We start from the raw sequence: 22,298 nt of genomic DNA on the forward strand, positions 1-22,298 counted from the left end.
GCCGCCGTTATCCCGGCAACGGGGCTGTTGATCGCATTGTGTCAGGCGTTTGCCTTCACGATGGGCTGATTACTCAGCGTCCTCGTTCAGCAGAGCCTTCATGGACAGGCTGATGCGCTTCTTGTCGAAGTCGACATCCAGCAGCTTCACATCGACCATATCGCCGACCTTCAGTGCGTCGGAGACCTTCTCAACGCGGTCATTGCTGATCTCGCTGATGTGGACCAGACCGTCAACACCCGGCAGGATGCGGACGAAAGCACCGAACTTGGTCAGAGAGACGACCGGAGCATGGAAGGTGCTGCCGATGGGGTAGTTGTTCTTCAGCTGCTCCCAGGGGTTGTCCTCAGCCTTCTTGTAGCCCAGAGAGACCTTGTGGTTCTCACGGTCGATATCCTTCACATACACCTCGATGGTGTCGCCGACAGAGACGACCTCAGAGGGATGCTTGATGCGGTTCCAGCTCAGCTCGCTGATGTGGCACAGGCCGTCCACACCGCCGATATCGACGAATGCACCGTAAGAGGTCAGGCTCTTGACAACGCCGGTGTAGCTCTTGCCCACTTCGACATTTGCCCAGAACTCCTCACGCTTTGCCTTGTTCTGCTCAGCGGTGACCTTGTTGATGCTGCCGACGATCTTGCGGCCGGAGCACTCGGTGACGACCAGCTGAACGTGCTGGCCGACCAGAGCAGTGTAGTCCTCGTCGCGGCGCATCGTGGCCTGAGAACGGGGAACGAACACCTTGACGCCCTTGACGTTGACGACAACGCCGCCCTTGTTGAACTCGGTGACATCGCCCTCGACGACTTCACCGGATTCTGCTGCCTTGGCGATCTCTTCCATGCCCTTGCGAGATGCGAGCTTCTTGCGGGAGAGCTGGATGACGCCGTCCTGGTCCATAACCTTCTCGACGATGAGGTCCAGCTCATCGCCAACCTTCACCAGGTCTTCGACCTTGGCGGAGGAATCATCGGTCAGCTCGCTCAGCTTGACAAAGCCGGTCTGCTTCGCACCGATATCCACCTGGATCTCGTTGGCAGAGATGCTGGTCACGATTCCTTTCACAATACTGCCTGCATGAACACGCTTCTCCTCGGATGCGTTCAGCATCTCCTCGAAGCTCATGCTGTCATTGATTTCTGCGCTCATACTGTTAAGTACCTCCTCAATAATAGACGATGGCGTTGAAGCCCCTGCTGTGACGCCCGCCGTTTTAACATTCGCAAACCATTCAGGCCGAAGTTCGCTCGCTGTCTCGACCGTTACGGCTCGCGTGTGCTTTGCGGCGACCTGTACCAGCTTTTGGGTATTGGAAGAATGATGACCGCCAATGACAACAATGATGTCGCATTGCTGGCTGAGGTCTTCCGCTTCCTGTTGCCTCGCCCACGTCGCATTACATATTGTATCAAAAATTCGGGCGTTTGTATAGGCTTTTTTGAGAAACTCCGAACTTTCTTGCCATTTTGTTACCTGAAATGTGGTCTGTGCAACCGCAAAAATGGGTTTTGAGGGGTCCGAAGGGCCTTTCCAGGCCTTCAACTCGTCCAGATCACTGAACACAAATACCTCTCCCCCGGTATGTCCGACGATGCCCTGCACCTCCGGATGGGTCTTGTCGCCTGCCACCAGCAGCACTGCGCCCTCGGCCTCGGCCCTGGCGGCGATGTTCTGGATCTTCTTCACAAAGGGGCAGGTCGCGTCGTGGTAGACCAGGGCACGCTGCTCCAGCGTGTCGTAGATGCTGCGGGGCACACCGTGGCTGCGGATGATGACTTCGTACCCGGCGGGGATGTCGTCCACCGTGTCGGCCACCAGCGCCCCCCGGCGCTCCATATCGGCCACAGCCTGCGGGTTGTGGATGAGCGGCCCCAGCGTTGCCACCTTGTGGCCCTCATCCAGCAGGTTATACGTCAGCTCCACCGCCCGGTTCACACCGAAGCAGAAGCCCGCCGTCTTCGCCAAACGAATCTCCATGTTATCCTCCTGTCTTGATTGGCTTCACTCACTGTCGACCCAAATCTTCCCATGCGTCCAGAAGCGCCTGCTTGTTGGCCCGCAGGGTCTTCAGGTCGCGGCGGCTCTCCATGGCGAACTGCGCGGCGGGCATCGGCTCGCCGTAGACGACCTTCACCTTGCAGAACAGCTTCATCCTGCCGTCCGGTGTGTCGTAAAGGATGCGCACCGGCACCACATCCACCGCCGCCTGCGCCGCAATGACGAACAGGCCGCTCTTGGGCTGCAGGAGCTTCCCCTCTTTTTCGCGGGTGCCCTCCGGGAAGATGAGCAGTGTGCCGCCGTTCCGGCAGGCCTCCACCGTCTGGTCGATCACGTCCAGCTCTTCGCGAGTGCCGCGCACACACAGCGCCCCCATCCAGCGGAAAAACCAGGTCAGCAACACGTTGATCTCAAACAGTTCCTTCTTGGCAAAGACCACCATCCGCCGCCCCCAGAACCGGGTGATGACCACGAACACCGGGTCGATGGCGGAAACATGGTTCGGTGCGATGATGCAGCCGCTCGTCCGGACTTTCTTCAGATTCTCCCGACCGATGCACTCCACCCGGAACCCGATGTGGAACACGATCCACGCCAGCGGGAGCAAAATATAATAGAGTACCATTGCGCTCCTCTCAGACCTTGGATGCGATGATCTGTTTCATGGCATCCAGGCTCTGCTCAAAGTTGAGCTCAGAGGTGTCCAGCAGAACGGCGTCGTCGGCCTGCTTCAGCGGGGCAGCCTCACGGTGGGTGTCCTGATAATCGCGCTGCTTCACATCTTCCAGCACCTTTTCAAAGGAGATGTCCACGCCCTTCTCCTGATACTCCTTCCAGCGGCGTCTGGCGCGGGCCTCCGGGGCAGCGGTCAGGAAGATCTTCACGGTCGCATGGGGCAGCACCACCGTGCCGATGTCGCGGCCGTCCATCAGAACGTTCTGGGTCCGGGTCATATCGCGCTGCTGATCCAGCAAAAAGGCGCGGACTGCCGGGTTGGCCCCCACAGCCGAAGCCGCCATGCCCACCTCATCAGTGCGGATGAGCCGGCTGACGTCCTCCCCGTTCAGGTAGATGTGCTGTTCGCCGTCCACCGAATCCAGCCGCAGCGAGATCTCCGGCAGCAGTGCATTGACGGCCTCGTTGTCCTTGGGGTCTTTGCCCGCGCGCAGTGCATACAGGCCGATGGTGCGGAACATCGCACCGGTATCTACATAAATGTAGCCCAGCTCAGCCGCCAGACGGCGCGCCAGCGTGGATTTGCCCGCACCTGCAGGCCCATCGATCGCAACAGAAATCATGTGTATGTCTCCTTATCTATAAATTATAAATTATTTGCAAAACTCTGTGCGGTACAGAACGCGATCTGCAAATTGTAGCCGCCGGTGTAGGCATCCACGTCCAGCACCTCGCCTGCAAAATAGAGGCCCAGCGCCTTCTTGCTCTGCATGGTCTTGGGGTCAACCTCCCGCACCGACACGCCGCCCGACGTGATGACCGCATGGGCCAGGTCGCCGCGGGCATCAATGGGCACCTTCCAGTGCTTGCACAGCTGCACCAGCTCCCGCTTCTGCTCGCGGGTGATCTGGTTTGCTCTGGTGGCCGGGTCGATGCCCCAGCGGGCCACCATGACCGGCTGCATACTGGACGGCAGCAGCTTGACCAGTGCCCCCTGCGCCGCGTGGTTCGCCAACAGGGCAAAATCGCGGGTGATGCGGTCGTAGAGCTGCTCCTCGCTCAGGGCGGGCTTCAGGTCGATCTCCGCATGGTAGCGGTGCTTTTTCATGTCGCCGAGGTGGCTGGATGCGCTCAGCGTCAGCGGGCCGCTGATGCCGAAGTGGGTAAACAGCATCTCGCCCTGCTCGTCGAAGATGGCCTTGCCGTCCTCAAACAGGGTCAGCGTCACATTTTTCAGGGCCAGCCCCATCATCTTCTTGCAGTCCGGGTCATGGCTGACCAGACTCACCAGGCTGGGCACCGGCTCCACGATGGTGTGCCCGGCCTGCTCGGCCAGTTTGTAGCCGTCGCCGGTGGAGCCGGTCGTCGGGTAGCTCAGGCCGCCCGTGGCCACCAGCACGGCGTCGGCGCGGTACTCTCTGCCGGAGGTTCCCCGCACCCCGACGCAGCGGCAGGCCGCACCGGGCTTTTTCTTTTTGGGGTGGCGCGGGTTCTCCGGCACCGCAGAGGCAGCCTCCTCAGCCGGGGCCAGCGGCTCCAGCAGCAGTTTTTGGGCCCCGTCGCGGACGATGCGGGCCTCCTCGGCGTAGCGCAGCAGCGCCTGACGGATCTCCTCGGCCCGGTCTGACACCGGGAACACCCGGCGGCCCCGCTCGACCTTCAGTTCCACGCCCAGCCCCTCAAACAGCTCCATCGTTCTGGCTGGCGGGAACGCCCCCAGCGAGGAGAACAGGAAGCGCGGATTGGTCCGCACATGGCGCAGGAATTCCTCCGCCGTGCAGTCGTTGGTCACGTTGCAGCGGCCCTTGCCGGTGACGAGGATCTTCTGGCCGGGCTTTTCCATGTGCTCCAGCACCGTCACCTCGTGCCCCTGCCGCACCGCGGCACCCGCCGCCATCAGCCCGGCCGCACCGCCGCCCACGATTAACACCTTTGCCATCCTGCTTCCTCCTGTGTTCACGCTCTGTCGAAACTTGTTCTATTGTATCATACCAGAATCGGCTTCCAAATGCAATCGCTTCCCGGCCCGGAACTGCTGGAAATCCCCACACAAAAAAGCCCGCCGGGGGCTTTTTCCCTCCGGCGGGCCGCTGATTCAGTTCCTGCACGCTGCGGGGTCCAGATAGCTGTCGCCCTGCTTCACTTCCAGATGCAGGTGGCTCTCCTCGGCGCACTCGCAGCTCACGCTGCCCACGGTGCCGAGCACCTGCCCGGCCGACACGGTGTCGCCTTCCTTCACCTTGGGGCTGGCCACACCGCAGAGCCGCCAGACACGGCCCGCGCTGTCCTTCACGGCCACGACCGGCCCCCAGCTGCCATCGGCACCAGCGAGCACCACGCTGCCGTCCACCGGGGAAGGAACTGCTTCGCCTTCGTGGGCTGCATAGTCGATGCCGTTGTGGGTGCGCCAGTCGCCCAGCGTCTTGTTGTACACCAGCTCATCGCCGCTGTAGGCGTTCAACACTCTGCCAAAGATGGGCTGCGTGGAAGCAGGCGCTGCCGAACTGCTGGCAGGCGAGGATGCGCCTTGCAAGGCGGAGGGTTCGCGCACCGAACCAGAGCCAGACGCCTGCCCAGACGAGGCAGCAGACGACGCTGAAGACCCGGCTTTGGGGGCCGGGTCGGCCTTGGGGACATTGGCCACACTGTTTGCGGCGGGCGTAGTAGGCTGCTGCCATTCGGGATATTCCTCCTCCGGGATGATCGTCAGGTCTTCGTCGATGCCGGGCAAGGTCGAAGTGCTGTCCGGCTCGTTCAGGCCGTCAAGGTTCTCTTTCAGCTCGTCCCGGACGGTGCGCACGGCCCAGACGCCCGCCGCAGCCGCGGCCACCAGACAGGCCAGCAGCGCCAGCGCAAACCCCTTGTCCCGCAGAAATCTTTTGAGTTGTTCCATGGTTCGTTACTCCAATCATCGTTTGTGTACGGTCCAAATTCTGATTGTAGTGTGCGATGGCTGCGCAGGGTTTATTCAGTTGTTCCTATAAAAAATAAGGGATGTGCCCGGCGGGCACATCCCTTATTTTTTAAGATCGTCAGCTGCGGCGGCGGTTGTTGCCCAGCAGGCGGACGACATACAGGAAAATGTTGATGAAGTCCAGATACAGGGTCAGCGCACCGTAGATGGAAGCCTTTTCCGCCATTTCGGCGTCGGCAGCGTAATAGCTGTACATCTGCTGCAGCTTCTGGGTATCGTAGGCGGTCAGCAGCATAAAGACCACCAAGCCGATGCCGCAGTAGAGCACCGAGCCGCCAAAGCCAAAGCCGAACAGCATCCCGACAAAGCCGGTGATGAGCATGGCCACCAGTGCCATCATCAGGCGGGGGCCCCAGCCGGTCAGGTCTTTGTGGGTAGTGGTGCCGTAGACGGCCATCAGGCCGAAGTACAGCGCCGTGGAAAGGAAGGCTAAGATCAGCTCCCCCACCGAGAAGGCGAGGAAGTAGTAGCTGAGCACCATGCCGTTGAGCAGCGCGTACCCGAAGAAGGTCGCCCTTGCCCCCTGCACCGACATGGTCTGTACACGGGAGCTGAGCACGAACACGAGGGCCAGCTCAGCGATGGTGAGCACAAGGTAAAGCGAATCGACCAGATACAGCAGCGGCGTTGTCGCGGTGATATAGGCCATTGCAAAGGTGATGAGCAGCCCGCTGGCCATCCAGCGGTAGGTGCGGGTCATATAGTCCGATGCGCTCATCGTAGGCTCCGCATAGCCGCGGTTATAATTTCTGTAATCCATGGTAAGGTCCTCCCATCTTGTTCCGGAGCCTTGCCCCGGTCTACGAAATATAGTATACTGCATAGAAATGAACGTTTCATGAAAAAGGCTGTGATATTTCGTGTCTCTTGGACTTTATCTCCACATTCCCTACTGTTTTTCCAAATGCCGGTACTGCGATTTCTATTCCGCACCCGGCCAGCGGGGCGTCCCCTCGGCATACGTGGACGCCCTGCTGCGGGAACTGCACCGCTTTTCGCCGGATGCCCCGCTCCGCCCGGACACCCTCTATTTCGGCGGCGGCACCCCCAGCCTGCTGGCCCCGGAGGATGCCGCCCGGCTGATCGCGGCAGCGTCTCCCCTCCCCGGTGCCGAGGTCACGCTGGAAGCCAACCCGGAAACGGTCACCGAGGCATCGCTCTGCGCCTTCCGGGAAGCCGGCATCAACCGCATCTCCTTCGGCGTCCAGTCCGCACGGGATAGCCAGCTGAAAACGCTGGGCCGCCCCCACACAGCCCGGCAGGCGCGGGCGGCATTCGCAGCCGCGCGGCGGGCAGGCTTCGAGAACATCAGCGGCGACATCATGCTGGCCCTGCCCCATTATACGCAGGCGGAGTTCGACGAGACGCTGGAGCTGATCGAAAGCGGCGGTGCCACCCACATCTCAGCTTATCTGCTCAAGATCGAGCCGGACTCCGCGTTTGGCCGGCATCCGCCGGAGGGGCTGCCCTCCCCGGACGAAGCGGCGGACTTTTATCTCTACGCCGTCGAGCAGCTGGAACACCATGGCTACCAGCAGTACGAGATCTCCAACTTTGCAAAGCCCGGCTATGAGGGGAAGCACAACCTCATCTATTGGGACTGCGGGGACTACCTCGGCCTCGGCCCGGCGGCGCACTCCTGCATGGGCGGCAGGCGGTTCTATTACCCCGCCGACACCGAAGCCTTTCTTCACGACACTGCCGCCCCCATTCTGGACGGCGGCTGCGGCGCAGAGGATTATCTCATTTTACAGTTGCGCCTGCGCAAGGGGCTGGACCTGGCGGAGTACAAGGCCCGCTTCGGGAAGGAATTTTCCACGTCGCAGCTTGCCTTTGTCAAAAACTGCGTCAAGAACGGCTATGCGTCCTTCGACGGCCGCACCCTCGCGCTGACCCCCGCCGGGCTGATCGTGCAAAACAGCATCCTGGCAGAATTGTTATAATTCTATCACCCGCCAGCCCAGCTCCTGAATGGCCTCCTGATCGTGGGTGGCCAGCAGAACGACCTTTTCGCCGCAACGCTCCTTCAGCAGCGTTGCGGCTTTTTTCATGGTGTCGGGGTCCATGCCGGTGAACGGCTCGTCCAGCAGCAGGGTGTCACTCTCGGCCCAGAGTGCCCGCAGCAGGGCCGCACGGCGTTTCTGCCCGCCGGACAGCTTCCGTGCCGGGAGCGAGAGGGCGGCTTCATCCAATCCGATCTGTAAAAAATTGTTGTGGATCTGCTCTCTGTATTTCGTTTTTCCCTCCGGGAGCACCAGTTCCACGTTCTGGATGGCGTTCAGCTGGGGGCAGAGCCGGTCTTCCTGAAAGACAGCCCCCACCTTCCCCACGCCGGTCACAGTGCCGGAGGTGGGCACTTCCAGCCCCATGAGGATGCGGAGCAGGGTCGTTTTGCCCCACCCGCTGGGTGCCCAGAGGATAGCCGGGCCGGTAACGGTCAGGTCCAGCGCTTCGAAGAGCGTTTTTTCTCCGAAGCGTTTTGTCAGATTCGAAATTTCCAGTTTGTATTGCATTTTATACACCCTCTTCCCCCAGCACACGGGCCACGGCTCTGTCCAGCAGGGCCAGGAACAGCTTTTCGAACACTGCGCTCAGCAGGATGATGACAAAAGTCCAGGCGAACAGCTCCCCGGTGGACAGGGTGATCTTGGCCCGGTACAGTGCATCGCCGATGCTGCCGTCGGGCAGGCCGATGACTTCCGCCGCTACGCCGCTCTTCCAGCAGATGCCCAGTGCCACGCTGCACCCCTGCCGGAACGCCGGCAGCACAGCCGGGAGCCAGATGGCCCGCAGCCGACGCCCCAGCGGGAGCCGGAACACCTTTGCCATTTCCAGCAGCTGCACATCCACGCTCCCGATGCCGGTGCGCACCGCGCCGTAGAGCACCGGCAGCACCATCAGAAAGCTGATGAGGACCGACAGCGAGCTTCCGCTGACCCACACCAGTGCCAGAATGATGAAGCTCGCCACCGGCGTCGCCTTCACCAGCTGCATCACCGGCGCGAGCAGGGCTTCCACCCACGCCCAGCGCCCGGCGGCCACGGCCAGCACTACACTGGACACCGCCCCCAGCCCGAAGCCCAGCAGGATGCGCCCGGCACTGAAGCCAATGCGCTGCCAGAACTCTGCCTGGGGCAGCAGCTCCAGCAGGGTGCCCAGCGTCTGCACCGGCGACACCAGAAAGACCTCCTGCCCCACGGCCATGGCCGCAGCCTGCCAGACCGCCAGCCAGAACCCCGCCGCCGCCCACTTTGCCAGGCGGCTTTTTTTCGTTTGTTTCATTGCGCTCGTCCGCTCCTTCCCATTCCCTGTTTTTTCTTTTATAAGATAGCATATCATGTGATAGAATACAATTCTTCACCTTTCTTTTTCTTGACGTGAGGGGTTTTCGCTTCTATACTGTAAAGTAGTTCATCGGGCATCCCGCCCGGAAAGGAGGCCCTCCCCCATGCAAAAGCTCCCCGTCAGGCAGCGCCTGCTCCTCGGTTTTACGCTGTTTTCGATGTTCTTCGGAGCCGGGAATCTGATCTTTCCGCCCCATCTCGGCGCACAGGCCGGTTCCAACTTCTGGCCTGCCTTTGCCGGGTTCGCCGTCAGTGCCATTGGCCTGCCCATCGCAGGCGTAGTGGCCGTGGCCAGAGCGGGCGGGTTCGACCATCTGGCCAGCCGGGTCCACCCGAAATTTTCCCTCGTGTTCACCATTCTGGTCTATCTCTCCATCGGACCATGCCTCGCCATCCCCCGCACGGCCAGCACCTCGTTCGAGATGCTGGTGCCTCTGGTGGGCGGCGGGCGCGGTCTGCAGCTGAGCTACTCCATCGTTTTCTTTGCAGCGGCGTTCCTCGTGGCGCTCCATCCGGAAAAGCTCACCGACCGGCTGGGCCGCGTCCTCTGCCCGGCCCTCATCGCGCTGATCTTCGTCCTGTTCGCGGGCTGTCTGCTCCACCCGGTGGCCGCGCAGTACGGCTCCCCTGCCGCCGCCTATGCCCGTCTGCCCGCATTCGAAGGCATTCTGGGCGGCTACCAGACCATGGACGCCCTTGCGGGGCTGAACTTCGGGGCTGTCCTCGCACTCAACATCCAGGCCCTCGGCGTCACTGAGGAAAACGCCATCCGTCAGAACACCATCCGGGCGGGCTTCCTCGCGGGCGGGCTGCTGCTGGTCATCTACGCCATGCTGGGCCATATGGGCGCGCTGACCGGTGCCGCCGCGCCGGACTGCACCACCGGCGCCGAAGTCCTCTCTGCCCTTGCCAGCGCCCTGTTCGGCCGGGCCGGGCAGTTGCTCTTAGCGGCCATCTTCCTCATCGCCTGCTTCAACACCTGTGTGGGGCTTATCTCCTGCGTGGGGCAGTATTTCCACACCCTGCTCCCCCGCATCCCCTACCCGGCTCTCGCGGGCTTTTTCGCCGCCGCCAGTATGCTCATCTCCAACATCGGGCTGGCGGGCATCATCCGGCTGTCCACCCCGGTTCTGAGCGCACTGTATCCGGCAGCCATCGTGCTCATCGCGCTGTCGTTCCTGCCCAAAGCGTTCCAGAAACGGAGCGTCTACGTCTGCACCGTCGCACTGACGGCCGTGCAGAGCGTCCTTGCAGCCCTGCCGTTCACCGCTGTCTTCGTCACCGCCCTTCCGCTGGGGGCCTATGGCTTCGGCTGGGTCGTCCCGGCAGCGGCGGGGCTTCTGGTCGGGTTCCTGTTCCCATGAAAAAGTGCCGTGCAGCTGCACGGCACTTTTTTATGGAAGCCCTGTTTACTTCAGCGAGTTGACCAGGCGCTGGAATGCCTTCTGCACACGTTTGGCCACCGTGGCCTCGGTGTAGTAGAAGTTTGCATCCGGCAGCTTGCCGCCCACGGCGGCGGGCGAAGCGTCATAGAGCACCTGCAGATAAGCGTTGACGTCCGCCTTCATCTCGTCGCCGATGCGGTAGACGATGTTGCACTTGGGCAGCGCCTTCTTCGCGATGGCTGCCTTGGCCACCACGCCGACCTCCTCGCAGAGTGCGGCGGTGCCGTCCAGGTCGTCGTTGGCGGCATCCACGCTCTTCTGGTAGTCCTTCAGGAAGTTGATGACCTCCTCCGGGTGCTCCTCTGCGTAGGCGGTGCGCACCACCGTCACGCCGGTGATGAGCTGGGTGTCGCAGACCTTGTTCCACTCCTTGGTCAGGTCCAACACGACGCGCAGGCTGCTGTCCTTCATCTGGGCGGCAGTCACATAGGGCTGGGGCAGCACGGCGATGGCGTCTTTCTTCGTGGCAGCCATCTGGGCAGTCACCTCAGATGCCTCGCTGTAATATTCGATCTTCACATCCTTGTCGGGGTCGATGCCGTTCTTCCGGAGCAGATAGCGCAGCACGTACTCCGGGGTAGTCCCCTTGCCGGTGGACAGGATGGTGCGGCCCTTCAGGTCTGCAAAGCGGTGGACGGTGTCGCCCTTTTCCACCACATACAGCACGCCCAGCGTGTTCACGGCCATGACCTGGATGCCGCCGCTGGTCTTCTGGTAGAGGGTTGCGGCGAGGTTGGCCGGGATGGCGGCGATGTCCACTTCGCCCTTGATGAGCTTGGGCACGACCTCATCGGCGGCACCGTAGAGCTGCAGGTCGTAGTTCTGGGAAGCCGTTCCGTTCTGTTCCATGGCCAGCAGATTCACCAGACCCATGGTGGTGGGGCCTTTCAGGCCGGCCACCCGGACGGTGGTGTTCGTCTTGGCCGATGCCCCGCAGGCCAGCATCCCGACGAGCAGCGCCGCCGACAGCAGCAGGGATGTCAGTTTTTTCATCATTGTGTTGTTCCTTCCTCTCTTGATCTGTTCCAATCGTGAACAAATTTGCAAATTTTTCGAAAAACATTTGCTTTACAGGCTCAAGTTTACTATAATAGAGCCAAAAATACCGTTGCACGCGCAACGGAATCGCCAGTGGGCGGTGAGGGCCCGGAGAAAACCTCACAGGACGGCTATGGAAAACATTCTTCCTTTGTTACGATCGACCTCTCTTTTCACCGGCATCGAAGACGACGCGCTCCGCGTTCTGCTGAGCGAGCTGGGTGCAGTGATTCGCAGCTACGGCAAGGGCGAAACCCTGGTGCAGGCGGGGATGCCCAACCGCCGGGTGGGCATCGTGCTCACCGGCAGCATCGAAGCCTACCGCCCTGCGCCGGGCGGGGCCCGTGTACCCATCACCCGGATGGGGCCGGGCGGCGTCTTCGGTGATGTGCTGGGCGGCTCCAGTCTGGACAGCCCCGTCACCGTGGTGGCAGCTTCCAGCTGCGAGGTGCTGCTCTTCCCCTATGAGCGGCTGCTCCTCTCGGACGGCAGCGCCGCCCACCAGCAGGCGCTGCAGAACCTTGTGCGCACCATCAGCGACAAGTATTTCCTGCTCTCCCGCCGGGTGGACCTGCTGGTGCTGAAAAGCCTGCGGGCCAAGGTCTGCGCCTACCTGCTCAGTGAGGCTGAGCAGCAGGGCAGCCTGACCTTTTCCATCCCCTTCTCCCGCATCCAGCTGGCCGACTACCTCAACTGCGACCGCAGCGCCCTCTCGCGGGAGCTGAGCCTGATGCAGCGCGACGGCCTGCTGGACACCTACCGTTCCAGCTTCAAGCTGCTGCAGCCGGATGCGCTGCGGCAGATGGTGCTCTGACGGCCCGTTCCTGCGTACAATCCATAAAACGAGGTAACATTTCATGTCCAAACCCATTCTCTGGATCGTCATCCCCTGTTACAACGAGGAAAAGGTCCTGCCCATCACGGCCCCGATGTTTTTGCAGAAGCTCCAGTCGCTGGCCGAAAAGGGCCTTGTCAGCGACAAGAGCCGGGTGCTCTTCGTCAACGACGGCTCCCGCGATTCCACCTGGGAGCTCATCTGCCGGTTCGCAAAGGAAGATGAGCACTTCATTGGCATCTCCCAGAGCCGGAACCGCGGCCACCAGAACGCCGTGCTGGCCGGGCTGATGGAGGCCAAGGCCAGCGACTGCGACGTCACCATCTCCATCGACTGCGACGGGCAGGATGACATCAACGCCATGGACGAGATGGTGCAGAAGTATCTGGACGGTGCCGAGGTGGTCTACGGTGTGCGCAGCCGCCGCGACACCGACACCTTCTTCAAGCGGTTCACCGCCGAGGGGTTCTACCACCTGATGAACGCTCTGGGGGCCGACATCGTCTTCAACCATGCCGACTACCGGCTCATCAGCGCCCGCGTGCTGGAGAGCTTTGCGGACTATAAAGAGGTCAACATCTTCCTGCGCGGCATGGTGCCGCTGGTGGGCTTTCCCAGTGCGACCGTAAGCTACGAGCGCCACGAGCGTCTGGCCGGCGAGAGCCACTACCCCCTGCGCAAGATGCTGGCACTGGCCTTTGACGGCATCACCAGCCTGTCCAACAAGCCCATCCGGCTCATCACCGGCGCAGGCATCGTCGTCAGCCTCATCAGCTTCATCGGCGTCATCTGGGCCATCGTGCAGGCGGCGCTGGGCAGCGTGGTGGCAGGCTGGGCCTCCACCATCTGCATCGTCTGCTTCGTGGGCGGCGTCCAACTCATCTGCCTGGGCGTCATCGGCGAATACATCGGCAAGATCTACATGGAGACCAAGGCACGCCCCCGCTACATCATCAGCGAGCGCACCTGGGCCCCGTATGAAAGGAAGTATCACGGATGAGCAAACAGAGCTGGAAAGGCAGCACCCTGCTGAACCCGGAACCGCCGGTGCTGGTCTCCTGCGGCGGGCTGGAGACCCCCAACCTTATCACCATCGGCTGGACGGGCACCATCTGCACCCAGCCCAGCATGGTATCCATCAGCGTCCGACCGGAGCGGTTCAGTCACCACCTCATCCGGGAGAGTGGGCAGTTCGCCATCAACCTGCCCACGGAGGCACTGGTCCGCTCGGTGGACTGGTGCGGCGTCAAAAGCGGCCGGGATGTGGACAAATTCGCCGCCTGCGGGCTCCATGCAGCCCCCGGCACGGTCCTGACCGACTGCCCCATCCTCGAAGAAAGCCCGGTCAACCTCGAATGTCGGATCACGCAGATCATCCCGCTGGGCAGCCATGATCTCTTTCTGGCGGAGGTCGTGGCCTGCGATGTGGACGAGAGCCTGCTGGACGAGAACGGCAAGCTCTGCCTCGACAAGGCCCGGCTCATCGTCTACAGCCACGGCGAGTACCTGAGCCTCGGCAAAAAGCTGGGCACCTTCGGCTACAGTGTGCGGAAAAAGAAAACGCGGCGGAAATGACTCCCGCCGCACTTGACAAAAACGATAAAACGCACTATACTAAAACCAAAGAAGGCACTGCGACAAGCGGTTGACCTCTTGCTATCAGGTTAGTTCAAAAATTGAACCGTCGCCTTTGCCGAGGTGGCGGTTCAGCGTTTTTTCACGATAATGGTGATCGTAAATTCACCAATATGGAATGTAATACGCATTGCCTCACCCCCTTTCGGGAAGTGTAGGCCAACCGCCTGCCGTATGTGCAGTGCCTTGCTACCTAAGCAGCAGATTCAGTATAGCATAGATTTCGACAAGATGCAACAAAAGCGGGAAACACAGAAGCGTTTCCCGCTTTTGTTTATTGTTCCAGCAATTCCGTCAGGCAGCGCACCGTCCGGCCATGATTTCCGGTCACGGTCTCGGCGTGGAGCAGGCTGCTCAGAACGCTTTCCTCCACGCACTCCGCCACCGCACGGAAGAGCGGGTTGATGGCGTCATCGTGGAGGATGGCCATGGGCAGGATGGCCGTGTCGGCGTAATGCGGCATCCGGTTGGCCGTGGTAAAGGCGATCACGATCTCGCCGCTGCCGTTGCCGCAGTAGGAGCCGGTGCGGGACAGGCCCACCAGCGCCCGGTGGCAGAGCCGCCGCAGCTGGCGCTCGCTGAGCGGGATGTCCGTAGCCAGCACCGTGATGATGGAGCCTTTGTCCTCATGGGGCGGGATCTTCGCATCCAGCAGCGTCTGGATGGGCGTCCCCGCCACGACGAGGTCGTCGAAAACGGCATGGTTCGAGAGGACGAGCGCACCGATGGTGTAGGTCTTCCCGTCCAGCTCCACCTGCCGGGATGCCGACCCGATGCCGCCTTTCAGGCCGTGGCAGCGCATCCCGCGCCCGGCTCCGACGGCACCCTCGGCAAAATCGGCCCGGCAGTCGGCCAACGCGGCAAAGACATGCTCTTCGGTCACATGCAGGCCCCGGATGTCGTTCAGGCCGCTGTCGTTGCACTCGCAGACGACCGGGTTCACGCTGCCGGTAGTCTCGCAAATATCCGGATTACGCTGCAGCATATACTTCACCAGTGCCGTCTCCACGGTGCCCACACTGAGGGTATTGGTGAACAGGATCGGCGTTTCCAGCGTCCCCAGCTCGTCGATCTGGACCAGGCCGGTCGTCTTGCCGAAGCCGTTGATGACATGGCTGGCCGCCAGCACCTTATCGTGGAACACATCGCCCGGATGCGGCAGCAGAGCCGTCACGCCGGTCTGGACATTGCCGTCCGCCAGTGTGCAGTGCCCCACCGTCACGCCCGGCACATCGCTGATCTTGTTCCGGGGGCCGTGCGGCAGTCTGCCGACCCGGAAGCCCCATTTGTTCGTTTCGATTCCCATTGCAGCATCCTCCTTTGGACCAGTGCTCTTATTTTTCGTGTTTCACCCGCTCCATGGCCCCCAGGTCATACGGCGTGTTCTGGTAGACATAATAGTTCAGCCAGTTCTCATACAGCAGGTGCGCATGGGCGCGCCAGCGGAAGAGGGGCGGCTGCTCCGGATCATCGCCGGGGTAGTAGTTCTTCGGGATGGCGATGGGCAGGCCCTTTGCCACATCCCGCTTGTACTCCGCATCCAGCGTGTACTTATCATACTCCGGGTGGCCGGTCACGAAGATCTGCCGCCCGTTTTCGGTGCTCATGAGGAACGGCCCGGCCTCGTCGCTCTCGGCAAGGATGCGCAGTGCTTCGCAGCGGTCCACATCCGCACGGGAGATACCGGTGTGGCGGCTGTGGGGGGCGTAGAACACCTCATCAAAGCCGCGGACCAGCGGGTTCGACGGGCGGGTGACCCGGTGCTCGAACACGCCGAACATCTTCTGGGGCAGGATCTCCTTCCGGACGCCGTAGTGATAGTACAGGCCCGCCTGTGCGCCCCAGCAGACATGCAAAGTGGAGTAGACATTCGTCTCGCTGAAGTCCATGATCTCGCACAGCTCCGGCCAGTAATCCACCTGTTCAAACGCCATCGTCTCCACCGGTGCGCCGGTGATGATCATACCATCGTAGCGGTTGTTCTTCACTTCATCGAAGGTCTTGTAAAAGGCCTCCAGATGCGCCGTGGAGACATGGGTGGCCGCGTGGCTGGCCGTCTGGAGCAGCGTCATGTGGACCTGCAGCGGCGTGTTGGCCAGCAGCCGGGCGATCTGGGTCTCGGTGGCGATCTTGGTCGGCATCAGGTTCAGGATCAGGATCTCCAGCGGGCGGATGTGCTGGGAGGCCGCCCGCTCCCGGTGCATGACGAAGACATTCTCCTCATAGAGGGCGTCGTAGGCGGGGAGCGTTTTGGGGATGATCAGGGGCATGACGATTTCTCCTTCGGGATCAGATTTTGTCGAGTGCCTGTGCGATATCCGCGATCAGGTCCTCGCTGCTTTCCAGACCGCAGCTCATCCGGACCAGCTCGGCCGGCACACCGGCAGCCTTCAGCTGCTCGTCGGTCATCTGGCGATGGGTGCTGGAAGCCGGGTTCAGGCAGCAGGTGCGGGCGTCGGCCACATGGGTCTCGATGGCGGCCAAACGCAGGGACTTCATAAAGATGCTGGCGGCTTCGCGTCCGCCGGCCAGGCCGAAGGACACCACGCCGCAGCTGCCGTTGGGCAGGTACTTTTCGGCCAGCGCATGGTAGGGGCTGGACTCCAGACCGCAGTAGTTCACATACGCCACCTTGGGGTGTGCTTCCAGGAACTTTGCCACGGCCATGCCGTTGTCGCAGTGGCGCTGCATCCGGACATGCAGGCTTTCCAGACCGAGGTTCAGCATGTAGGCGTTCATGGGCGACTGCATGGAGCCGAAGTCGCGCATCAGCTGGGCCGTGGCCTTGGTGATGAAGGCCCCCTCTTTGCCGAAGCGCTCGGCGTAGGTGATGCCATGATAGCTGTCGTCCGGGGTGCACAGACCGGGGAACTTTTCGGCGTGGGCCATCCAGTCGAATCTGCCGCTGTCCACGATGGCACCGCCCAGAACCGCTCCGTGGCCGTCCATGTACTTGGTAGTGGAATGGGTCACGATGTCCGCGCCCCACTCGAACGGGCGGCAGTTGACCGGGGTCGGGAAGGTGTTGTCCACGATGAGCGGCACCCCATGCGCGTGTGCGGCGTTTGCAAACTTTTCAATGTCCAGCACGGTCAGGGCAGGGTTGGCGATGGTCTCGCCAAAGACGACTTTGGTGTTGGGCTGGAAAGCGGCGTCCAGCTCTTCCTCGCTGCACAGCGGGTCTACGAAGGTCGCGGTGATGCCCATCTTCTTCATGGTGACGGAGATGAGGTTGAAGGTGCCGCCGTAGATGGTGCTGGACGCCACGATGTGGTCGCCCGCCTCACAGAGATTGAACAGGGCGAAGAAGTTGGCGGCCTGACCGCTGCTGGTCAGCATCGCGGCCGTGCCGCCCTCCAGCTCGCAGATCTTCTTGGCCACCAGGTCGCAGGTGGGGTTCTGCAAACGGGAATAGAAATAGCCGTCGGCCTCCAGGTCGAACAGCTTGCCCATATCCTCGCTGGTGGCGTATTTGAAGGTGGTGGACTGGATGATGGGGATCTGGCGGGGCTCGCCGTTGCCGGGCGTATAACCGCCCTGCACACAGATGGTATCACGGTTCATTGTTACATACTCCTTTACTGGGTTGGTCGGAATAGCACAATTCCCCGCCGGAAGACAGACCTCCGGCGGGGAATTGAAACGTTAAATTTTTCCCTGCCGAAGGGCAGCTTTTTTTACTTGCGCAGCCGCTTATCGCTCCGGGTGGCCCACAGGGTGCCGACGGTCTGGAAGACCTGCACCAGCAGCACCAGCAGGATGACGCAGACGATCATGATGTTCGTCTGGTAGCGGTAGTAGCCGTAGGACAGTGCGATCTTGCCCAGACCGCCGCCGCCGATGACACCGGACATGGCCGAGTAGCCCAGAATGGTGGTCAGGGCCGTGGTCATGCTGGAAATGAGGCCCGGCAGACACTCCGGGATCATGACCTTGGTGATGATCTGGAACGGCGTTGCGCCCATGCTCTGGGCCGCTTCCACCACGCCCTCGTCCAGCTCGCGCAGACTGGTCTCCACCAGACGCGCCACGAACGGGAAGGCCGCGACCACCAGCGGCACGATGGTGGCTTTGGTGCCGACCGTCGTGCCCACGATGAGGCGGGTCAGCGGGAAGACGCAGATCATCAAAATCAGGAACGGGACGCTGCGCAGGATGTTGATGATGATATTCAGCAGGTGCATCAGCCAGCCGGGCAGGGGCAGAACGCCGTCCTTATCCCCGGCCACGAGCAGGACGCCCAGCGGCAGACCGATGACCAGCGAAAAGGCCGTGGAGAGCACCGTCACATAGAACGTCTCCCAGATGGCAAACCCATAATCTGCAATGCTCATTCGCCGGTCACCTCCTCCACCGTCACACCGGGCTGGCTGCGCATGTAGGCAGCCGCCTGTTTTGCTTCTTCTGTGTCTTTGGGCAGCTTGAGCAGCATGCTGCCGTAGCACTGGCCGCTCAGGTCGCGGGTATCGGCGCTGAGCACACTGACCAGAATGCCCTTTTCTGCCGCGAGGCTCGCCACCAGCGGCTTTGCGGCGGACGAGCCGTTGAAGGTCACGCGGACCACATGGTCGTCCGGCGCAAAGCTCGACAAGTCACGGGCCGCACTGCCGCCGTTGGGTGCCACCAGACGCCGGGCCGCAGCGGTCCTGGGGTTGGCGAAGATCTCCTTCACCTCGCCCAGCTCGACCACCACGCCGCCGTCCAGAATGGCAACGTGATCGCAGATCTCTTCCACAACGCTCATCTGGTGGGTAATGACCACCACCGTGATGCCCAGCTTCCGGTTGATGTCCTTGATAAGGGTCAGGATGGAGTGGGTGGTGTTGGGGTCCAGCGCACTGGTGGCCTCGTCGCAGAGCAGGACTTTGGGATTCGTCGCCAGTGCACGGGCAATGGCGATGCGCTGCTTCTGGCCGCCGGACAGCTGGGCCGGGTAGGCGTTGGCCTTGTCGGGCAGGCCCACCATCTCCAGAAGTTCATGGGCGCGCTTTTCGGCGTCGGCCTTCTTCACCCCGGCCAGCTCCATGGGGAAGCAGATGTTCTTCAGGCAGCTGCGCTGCATCAGCAGGTTGAACTGCTGGAAGATCATCGTGATCTCCCGGCGGCGGGCGCGCAGCTCGGCGGGCGAAAGCGTTTCCATCTCCACGCCGTCAATGACGACGCTGCCCTCGGTGGGGCGTTCCAGCAGGTTGATGCAGCGCACCAGCGTGGATTTGCCCGCACCGGACATGCCGATGATGCCGTAGATGGAACCATCCGGAATGGTCAGGTTGATATCGCTCAGCGCGTTGACCGCGCCGTCCTTCATCTGGAAGGTCTTGGAAAGATGTTTGATCTCGATCACGGAAATGCTCCTTTGAATCAGATGGAGAGCTTAGCCCTCGATGGGAGACAGGTCGCTCTGCTTGCCGCCGTAGATGCCCATGGGCTCGACGTGGATGCCGGCCACGGTGACCAGATGGGTGCCGTGCTCCTGGTTGAAGTCGTCCAGGTAAGGCTGATGCTGGAAGTAGTTGGTGTCGATCTGGCCGTCCTCGACGACATTGTTGGGCTGGATGTAGTCATCGAACTCCTGAACATCCAGGGTGATGCCCTTCTGGGCCAGGATGTCCTTGCAGATCTCCAGGATCTCGCAGTGGGGAGCCGGCGTTGCGGCGCAGCTGACGGTCTCGCCGTTCAGTGCATCGTAGTCCACGGTGGAGTCGTAGCCGTCGGTGGGGTTCTCCACGACGAAGACGACGGAGCCTGCATACTTCTCATCGATGAAGTCCTTGACCTGCTGGCTCTCCAGAGCAGCGGCCAGAGCCTTGATCTTGGGGGACTCCTGATTGCCGTCCTTGCAGACCAGAACGTTGACGTAAGCAGAAGAGCCGTCCTCGATGGCCAGTGCATCCTCCACGGGGTTCAGACCGGCAGAGATGGCGTAGTTGGAGTTGATGACGGCGTAGTCCTCATCCTGCAGAACGCTGGGCACCTGTGCAGCCTCGACCTCGTCGATGTTGACGTTGAACGGGTTCTCCTCGATGTCGTTCTTGGTGGCGGTCAGGCCGGCATCCGCCTTGACCTTGAAGAAGCCGTTCTTCTCCAGCAGAGCCAGAGCGCGGGCCTCGTTGGTGGTGTCGTTGGGCACGGCCACGCTGATCTTATCCAGCTTCTTGACCACCTCGGAAGAGGCGGCAGCGGAGCTTGCGGTGGAAGAAGAACCGCCGCAGGCGGTCAGGGCAGCTGCAGCGGCAGCGATGCCGGTCACTTTCAGAAAATCACGACGCGAAATCTTAGACATAATGTTTTCCCTCTCTTGTTGTTCCATAATTTTTTTGCACTGCGCAGCACATTTTTCTGCGCCTTGTGCAGCCGGAAGTACGAAAAAAGCGCCTCCGTCCTCAGCGGGCAACTGCCCACAAGGACGAAAGCGCATAAAACTTCCGTGGTACCACCTTGGTTCACCGCGCCCTCACGGGCCCGGCCTCGATGCTGCGGCAGCGGCTTTCTCCTCCCACTGCTTACAGCCGGACGCTGTAACGGGCGCTCCCGTCGCGGGCTTAGCACTCTTGCGCTTCGCCCCCGCAGCTCCGAGACCATTTTCGGTTCCCTGTTTCCTGCCCTTTTCCACCGACCGGGCTCTCTGGAAGGATCAATGCGAAAACCTACTCTTCTCTTCACAGCCATTTTTGTGATATTGGTTTTATTCTAATCCCCTTTTCGGCATTTGTCAACCCTTTCAACGAAGTTTTTTGGTAGGGAATACCCTCTCAGGCCGCTTTGCGGCCAGCTCTCCCAAAGGGAGAGCCCTTGGCAGGCCGGGCAGACCTGCGCACTGCCGCCTGCGGCTCCTGAACGGCCGGGACCTGTCCTCATTGCCAGCAGCCGTTTGCCTGAGCAGCAAGGCCCATCGCCTTCCGGCAGCATGGACCTGTGCAGTCAGCACGGCCAAGACCGGTTCGCCAGTGGCTCGCCCTGCGGGAGAGCTGGCAACGCCAAAGGCGTTGACTGAGAGGGCAAGACATGCTATCTTATAAATCAAGAACGTATGCCCTTTGCGGCACAGTAAGGAGAGACGCAATGAACGGCAGGGAATTGTATCCCGACGCAGAAGAGCGCCGCCGCATCATGGATTTCATTATGGCGGCCGGGCAGACGCTGCTGGAAAACGGCGCGGAGGTCTTCCGCGTGGAGCAGACCATGGAGATCATGGCGCGCAGCTTCCATCTGCGGGAATTTCATGTATATGTATTGACCAACGGCATTTTTGCCAGTGCCGGCACGGCCGAGATCAGCGAGGTGCGCAACGTACCCACCCGCACGACCCATCTGGGCCGGGTGGCTGCGGTGAACCAGCTGTCCCGTCAGATCGCAGAGGGCAGCGTGACCACCATCGACGAAGCCGAGAGCCGCCTGGTGCAGGCGCGGAACATTCCCTTCCCGAAGGGCCGGGTGCAGCTTCTGGCCGGGCTTTCGGGCGCGTTCTGCTTCGCGCTCATCTTCGGCGGCACCCTTCAGGCCGCGCTGGTCGCTGCGGTGGCGGGCTGTGCGGCCAACGCCTATCTGCTGTTCTGCGGGCGGCACCCCATAGGCGGCGGGTTCCGCACCATCTCCACCGCTTCGCTCATCACCATCCTCTGCATTCTGGGCTGCCACCTGCTCCACACCGAGGCCAGCCATGCCATCATCGGCACCCTGATGATCCTCACGCCCGGCATCGCGTTCACCATGGGCATCCGGGATTTTGTGCAGGGCGATTATCTTTCCGGCACCATCCGGATGATCGACGCGCTGCTCATCGCAGCCAGCATCGCCATCGGCACCGGTCTGGTGCTGGGGGCCTATGCCGCATGGACGGGGGTGGTGGCCGCATGACGGAACTTCTGTTGACGAGTGAGCAGATCGGCCAGCTGGTGGCCCAGTTCTTCATCGCCGGGGCGGGCACCCTGAGCTTTGCCGTTCTCTTCGCTTCCCCTAAGCGCACCCTGCCCTACTGCGGCCTTGTCGGCGCGATGGGCTGGTTCATTTACGAGCTGGCCGTCCTCTTCGGGCTGGAAAGTTTTGCCGCCTCGCTGCTGGCCGTCATCCCTTTGACGCTGCTGGCCCGCATCTTCGCCATCGTGCTCAAAACGCCGGTCACCATCTTCCTGCTGGCCGGCATCTTCCCGCTGGTGCCCGGTGCCGGCATCTACTACACCGCCTACTACTTCATCCAGGGCAACAACGCTCTGGCTCTGGCCAACGGCATCTCGACGTTCAAGATCGCCGTGGCCCTTGCCATCGGCATCGCGCTGGTGCTGGGGCTTCCGCTGCCCCGCCTCAAGACCCGCCCCAGGAAATGAACAAAAACGCTCCGGCTCAATGCCGGA

The 22,298-nt window shown here is 61.7% G+C and carries 22 protein-coding genes and 1 other annotated feature; of the genes, 7 read left to right on the forward strand and 15 right to left on the reverse strand.

Translation table 11 applies throughout. The features are described 5' to 3' along the window. Positions 1-69 precede the first annotated feature (69 nt). The 6 genes from DWY95_RS11385 to DWY95_RS11410 all read right to left on the reverse strand — a co-directional run bounded on the left by DWY95_RS11385 (position 70) and on the right by DWY95_RS11410 (position 6,410). Complete coding sequence (locus tag DWY95_RS11385; RefSeq protein WP_118553582.1) at positions 70-1,980, reverse strand: bifunctional 4-hydroxy-3-methylbut-2-enyl diphosphate reductase/30S ribosomal protein S1; 1,911 nt, start codon at positions 1,978-1,980, stop codon at positions 70-72. A 28-nt stretch (positions 1,981-2,008) separates the two neighbouring features. Beyond that, a complete protein-coding gene (locus DWY95_RS11390) occupies positions 2,009-2,626 on the reverse strand; it encodes a lysophospholipid acyltransferase family protein (protein WP_118553583.1) in 618 nt (205 codons plus the stop codon). A 10-nt stretch (positions 2,627-2,636) separates the two neighbouring features. Next, entirely contained in the window at positions 2,637-3,299 is a 663-nt protein-coding gene (cmk, locus tag DWY95_RS11395; protein WP_118553584.1) for a (d)CMP kinase, read from the reverse strand. A 23-nt stretch (positions 3,300-3,322) separates the two neighbouring features. Continuing rightward, complete coding sequence (locus DWY95_RS11400; RefSeq protein ID WP_118553585.1) at positions 3,323-4,615, reverse strand: NAD(P)/FAD-dependent oxidoreductase; 1,293 nt, start codon at positions 4,613-4,615, stop codon at positions 3,323-3,325. Between the two features lie 156 nt (positions 4,616-4,771). Continuing rightward, positions 4,772-5,569: a M23 family metallopeptidase gene (locus DWY95_RS11405; protein ID WP_118553586.1), complete on the reverse strand. Its 798-nt coding sequence runs from the start codon at positions 5,567-5,569 to the stop codon at positions 4,772-4,774. 139 nt (positions 5,570-5,708) lie between these two features. After that, entirely contained in the window at positions 5,709-6,410 is a 702-nt protein-coding gene (locus DWY95_RS11410) for a Bax inhibitor-1/YccA family protein (RefSeq protein WP_118553587.1), read from the reverse strand. 100 nt (positions 6,411-6,510) lie between these two features. Between DWY95_RS11410 and hemW the strand changes: the two genes are divergently transcribed. Next, on the forward strand, positions 6,511-7,593 hold the full coding sequence (hemW, locus tag DWY95_RS11415; RefSeq protein WP_118553588.1) for a radical SAM family heme chaperone HemW: 1,083 nt from the start codon (positions 6,511-6,513) through the stop codon (positions 7,591-7,593). On the opposite strand, the gene DWY95_RS11420 is transcribed toward hemW, so the two are convergent. Together DWY95_RS11420 and DWY95_RS11425 are read right to left on the reverse strand one after the other, a co-directional pair. Continuing rightward, positions 7,588-8,163 carry an ATP-binding cassette domain-containing protein gene (locus DWY95_RS11420; protein WP_118553589.1) on the reverse strand — a complete coding sequence of 192 codons (576 nt, stop codon included), beginning with the start codon at positions 8,161-8,163 and terminating at the stop codon, positions 7,588-7,590. The genes hemW and DWY95_RS11420 overlap by 6 nt on opposite strands. Before the next feature lies 1 nt (position 8,164). Beyond that, positions 8,165-8,932 carry an ABC transporter permease subunit gene (locus tag DWY95_RS11425; RefSeq protein WP_118553590.1) on the reverse strand — a complete coding sequence of 256 codons (768 nt, stop codon included), beginning with the start codon at positions 8,930-8,932 and terminating at the stop codon, positions 8,165-8,167. A gap of 166 nt (positions 8,933-9,098) precedes the next feature. Between DWY95_RS11425 and brnQ the strand changes: the two genes are divergently transcribed. Beyond that, positions 9,099-10,358 carry a branched-chain amino acid transport system II carrier protein gene (gene brnQ / locus DWY95_RS11430; protein ID WP_118553591.1) on the forward strand — a complete coding sequence of 420 codons (1,260 nt, stop codon included), beginning with the start codon at positions 9,099-9,101 and terminating at the stop codon, positions 10,356-10,358. A 45-nt stretch (positions 10,359-10,403) separates the two neighbouring features. Here the strand turns inward: brnQ and DWY95_RS11435 are convergent, their stop codons facing one another. Next, positions 10,404-11,432 (reverse strand): ABC transporter substrate-binding protein, encoded by a 1,029-nt coding sequence (locus DWY95_RS11435; RefSeq protein WP_118553653.1) that lies wholly within the window; start codon positions 11,430-11,432, stop codon positions 10,404-10,406. A 178-nt stretch (positions 11,433-11,610) separates the two neighbouring features. On the opposite strand from DWY95_RS11435, the gene DWY95_RS11440 reads away from it, so the two are divergent. The 3 genes from DWY95_RS11440 to DWY95_RS11450 are packed head-to-tail and all read left to right on the forward strand — an operon-like array spanning position 11,611 to position 13,887. Continuing rightward, positions 11,611-12,291 (forward strand): Crp/Fnr family transcriptional regulator, encoded by a 681-nt coding sequence (locus DWY95_RS11440; RefSeq protein WP_118553592.1) that lies wholly within the window; start codon positions 11,611-11,613, stop codon positions 12,289-12,291. Positions 12,292-12,334: 43 nt separating this feature from the next. After that, positions 12,335-13,312: a glycosyltransferase family 2 protein gene (locus DWY95_RS11445; protein WP_118553593.1), complete on the forward strand. Its 978-nt coding sequence runs from the start codon at positions 12,335-12,337 to the stop codon at positions 13,310-13,312. Next, positions 13,309-13,887: a flavin reductase family protein gene (locus DWY95_RS11450; protein WP_118553594.1), complete on the forward strand. Its 579-nt coding sequence runs from the start codon at positions 13,309-13,311 to the stop codon at positions 13,885-13,887. Before DWY95_RS11445 ends, DWY95_RS11450 begins: the two co-directional genes overlap by 4 nt. Positions 13,888-14,221: 334 nt before the next feature. On the opposite strand, the gene DWY95_RS11455 is transcribed toward DWY95_RS11450, so the two are convergent. The 6 genes from DWY95_RS11455 to DWY95_RS11480 all read right to left on the reverse strand — a co-directional run bounded on the left by DWY95_RS11455 (position 14,222) and on the right by DWY95_RS11480 (position 20,230). Further along, positions 14,222-15,253: a P1 family peptidase gene (locus tag DWY95_RS11455; protein ID WP_097791939.1), complete on the reverse strand. Its 1,032-nt coding sequence runs from the start codon at positions 15,251-15,253 to the stop codon at positions 14,222-14,224. Between the two features lie 28 nt (positions 15,254-15,281). Beyond that, entirely contained in the window at positions 15,282-16,217 is a 936-nt protein-coding gene (gene metA, locus DWY95_RS11460) for a homoserine O-succinyltransferase (protein ID WP_097791940.1), read from the reverse strand. 19 nt (positions 16,218-16,236) lie between these two features. After that, entirely contained in the window at positions 16,237-17,511 is a 1,275-nt protein-coding gene (locus DWY95_RS11465) for an O-acetylhomoserine aminocarboxypropyltransferase/cysteine synthase family protein (protein WP_097791941.1), read from the reverse strand. A gap of 113 nt (positions 17,512-17,624) precedes the next feature. After that, entirely contained in the window at positions 17,625-18,281 is a 657-nt protein-coding gene (locus DWY95_RS11470; RefSeq protein ID WP_118553595.1) for a methionine ABC transporter permease, read from the reverse strand. Then, complete coding sequence (locus DWY95_RS11475; RefSeq protein ID WP_118553596.1) at positions 18,278-19,291, reverse strand: ATP-binding cassette domain-containing protein; 1,014 nt, start codon at positions 19,289-19,291, stop codon at positions 18,278-18,280. The genes DWY95_RS11470 and DWY95_RS11475 overlap by 4 nt, the downstream gene beginning before the upstream one ends. A 30-nt stretch (positions 19,292-19,321) precedes the next feature. Continuing rightward, positions 19,322-20,230 (reverse strand): MetQ/NlpA family ABC transporter substrate-binding protein, encoded by a 909-nt coding sequence (locus DWY95_RS11480; RefSeq protein ID WP_118553597.1) that lies wholly within the window; start codon positions 20,228-20,230, stop codon positions 19,322-19,324. Positions 20,231-20,346: 116 nt separating this feature from the next. Next, positions 20,347-20,619, reverse strand: a binding site (T-box leader). Between the two features lie 390 nt (positions 20,620-21,009). On the opposite strand from DWY95_RS11480, the gene DWY95_RS11485 reads away from it, so the two are divergent. Further along, the gene (locus DWY95_RS11485) at positions 21,010-21,804 is read left to right on the forward strand and encodes a threonine/serine exporter family protein (RefSeq protein WP_118553598.1); all 795 of its coding nucleotides are present in this window, start codon (positions 21,010-21,012) and stop codon (positions 21,802-21,804) included. Beyond that, positions 21,801-22,271 (forward strand): threonine/serine exporter family protein, encoded by a 471-nt coding sequence (locus DWY95_RS11490; protein WP_118553599.1) that lies wholly within the window; start codon positions 21,801-21,803, stop codon positions 22,269-22,271. The genes DWY95_RS11485 and DWY95_RS11490 overlap by 4 nt, the downstream gene beginning before the upstream one ends. Positions 22,272-22,298 lie beyond the last annotated feature (27 nt).

The sequence above is a fragment of the Faecalibacterium sp. AF28-13AC genome (genome assembly GCF_003478405.1).
Classification (GTDB): Bacteria; Bacillota; Clostridia; order Oscillospirales; family Ruminococcaceae; genus Faecalibacterium; species Faecalibacterium prausnitzii_E.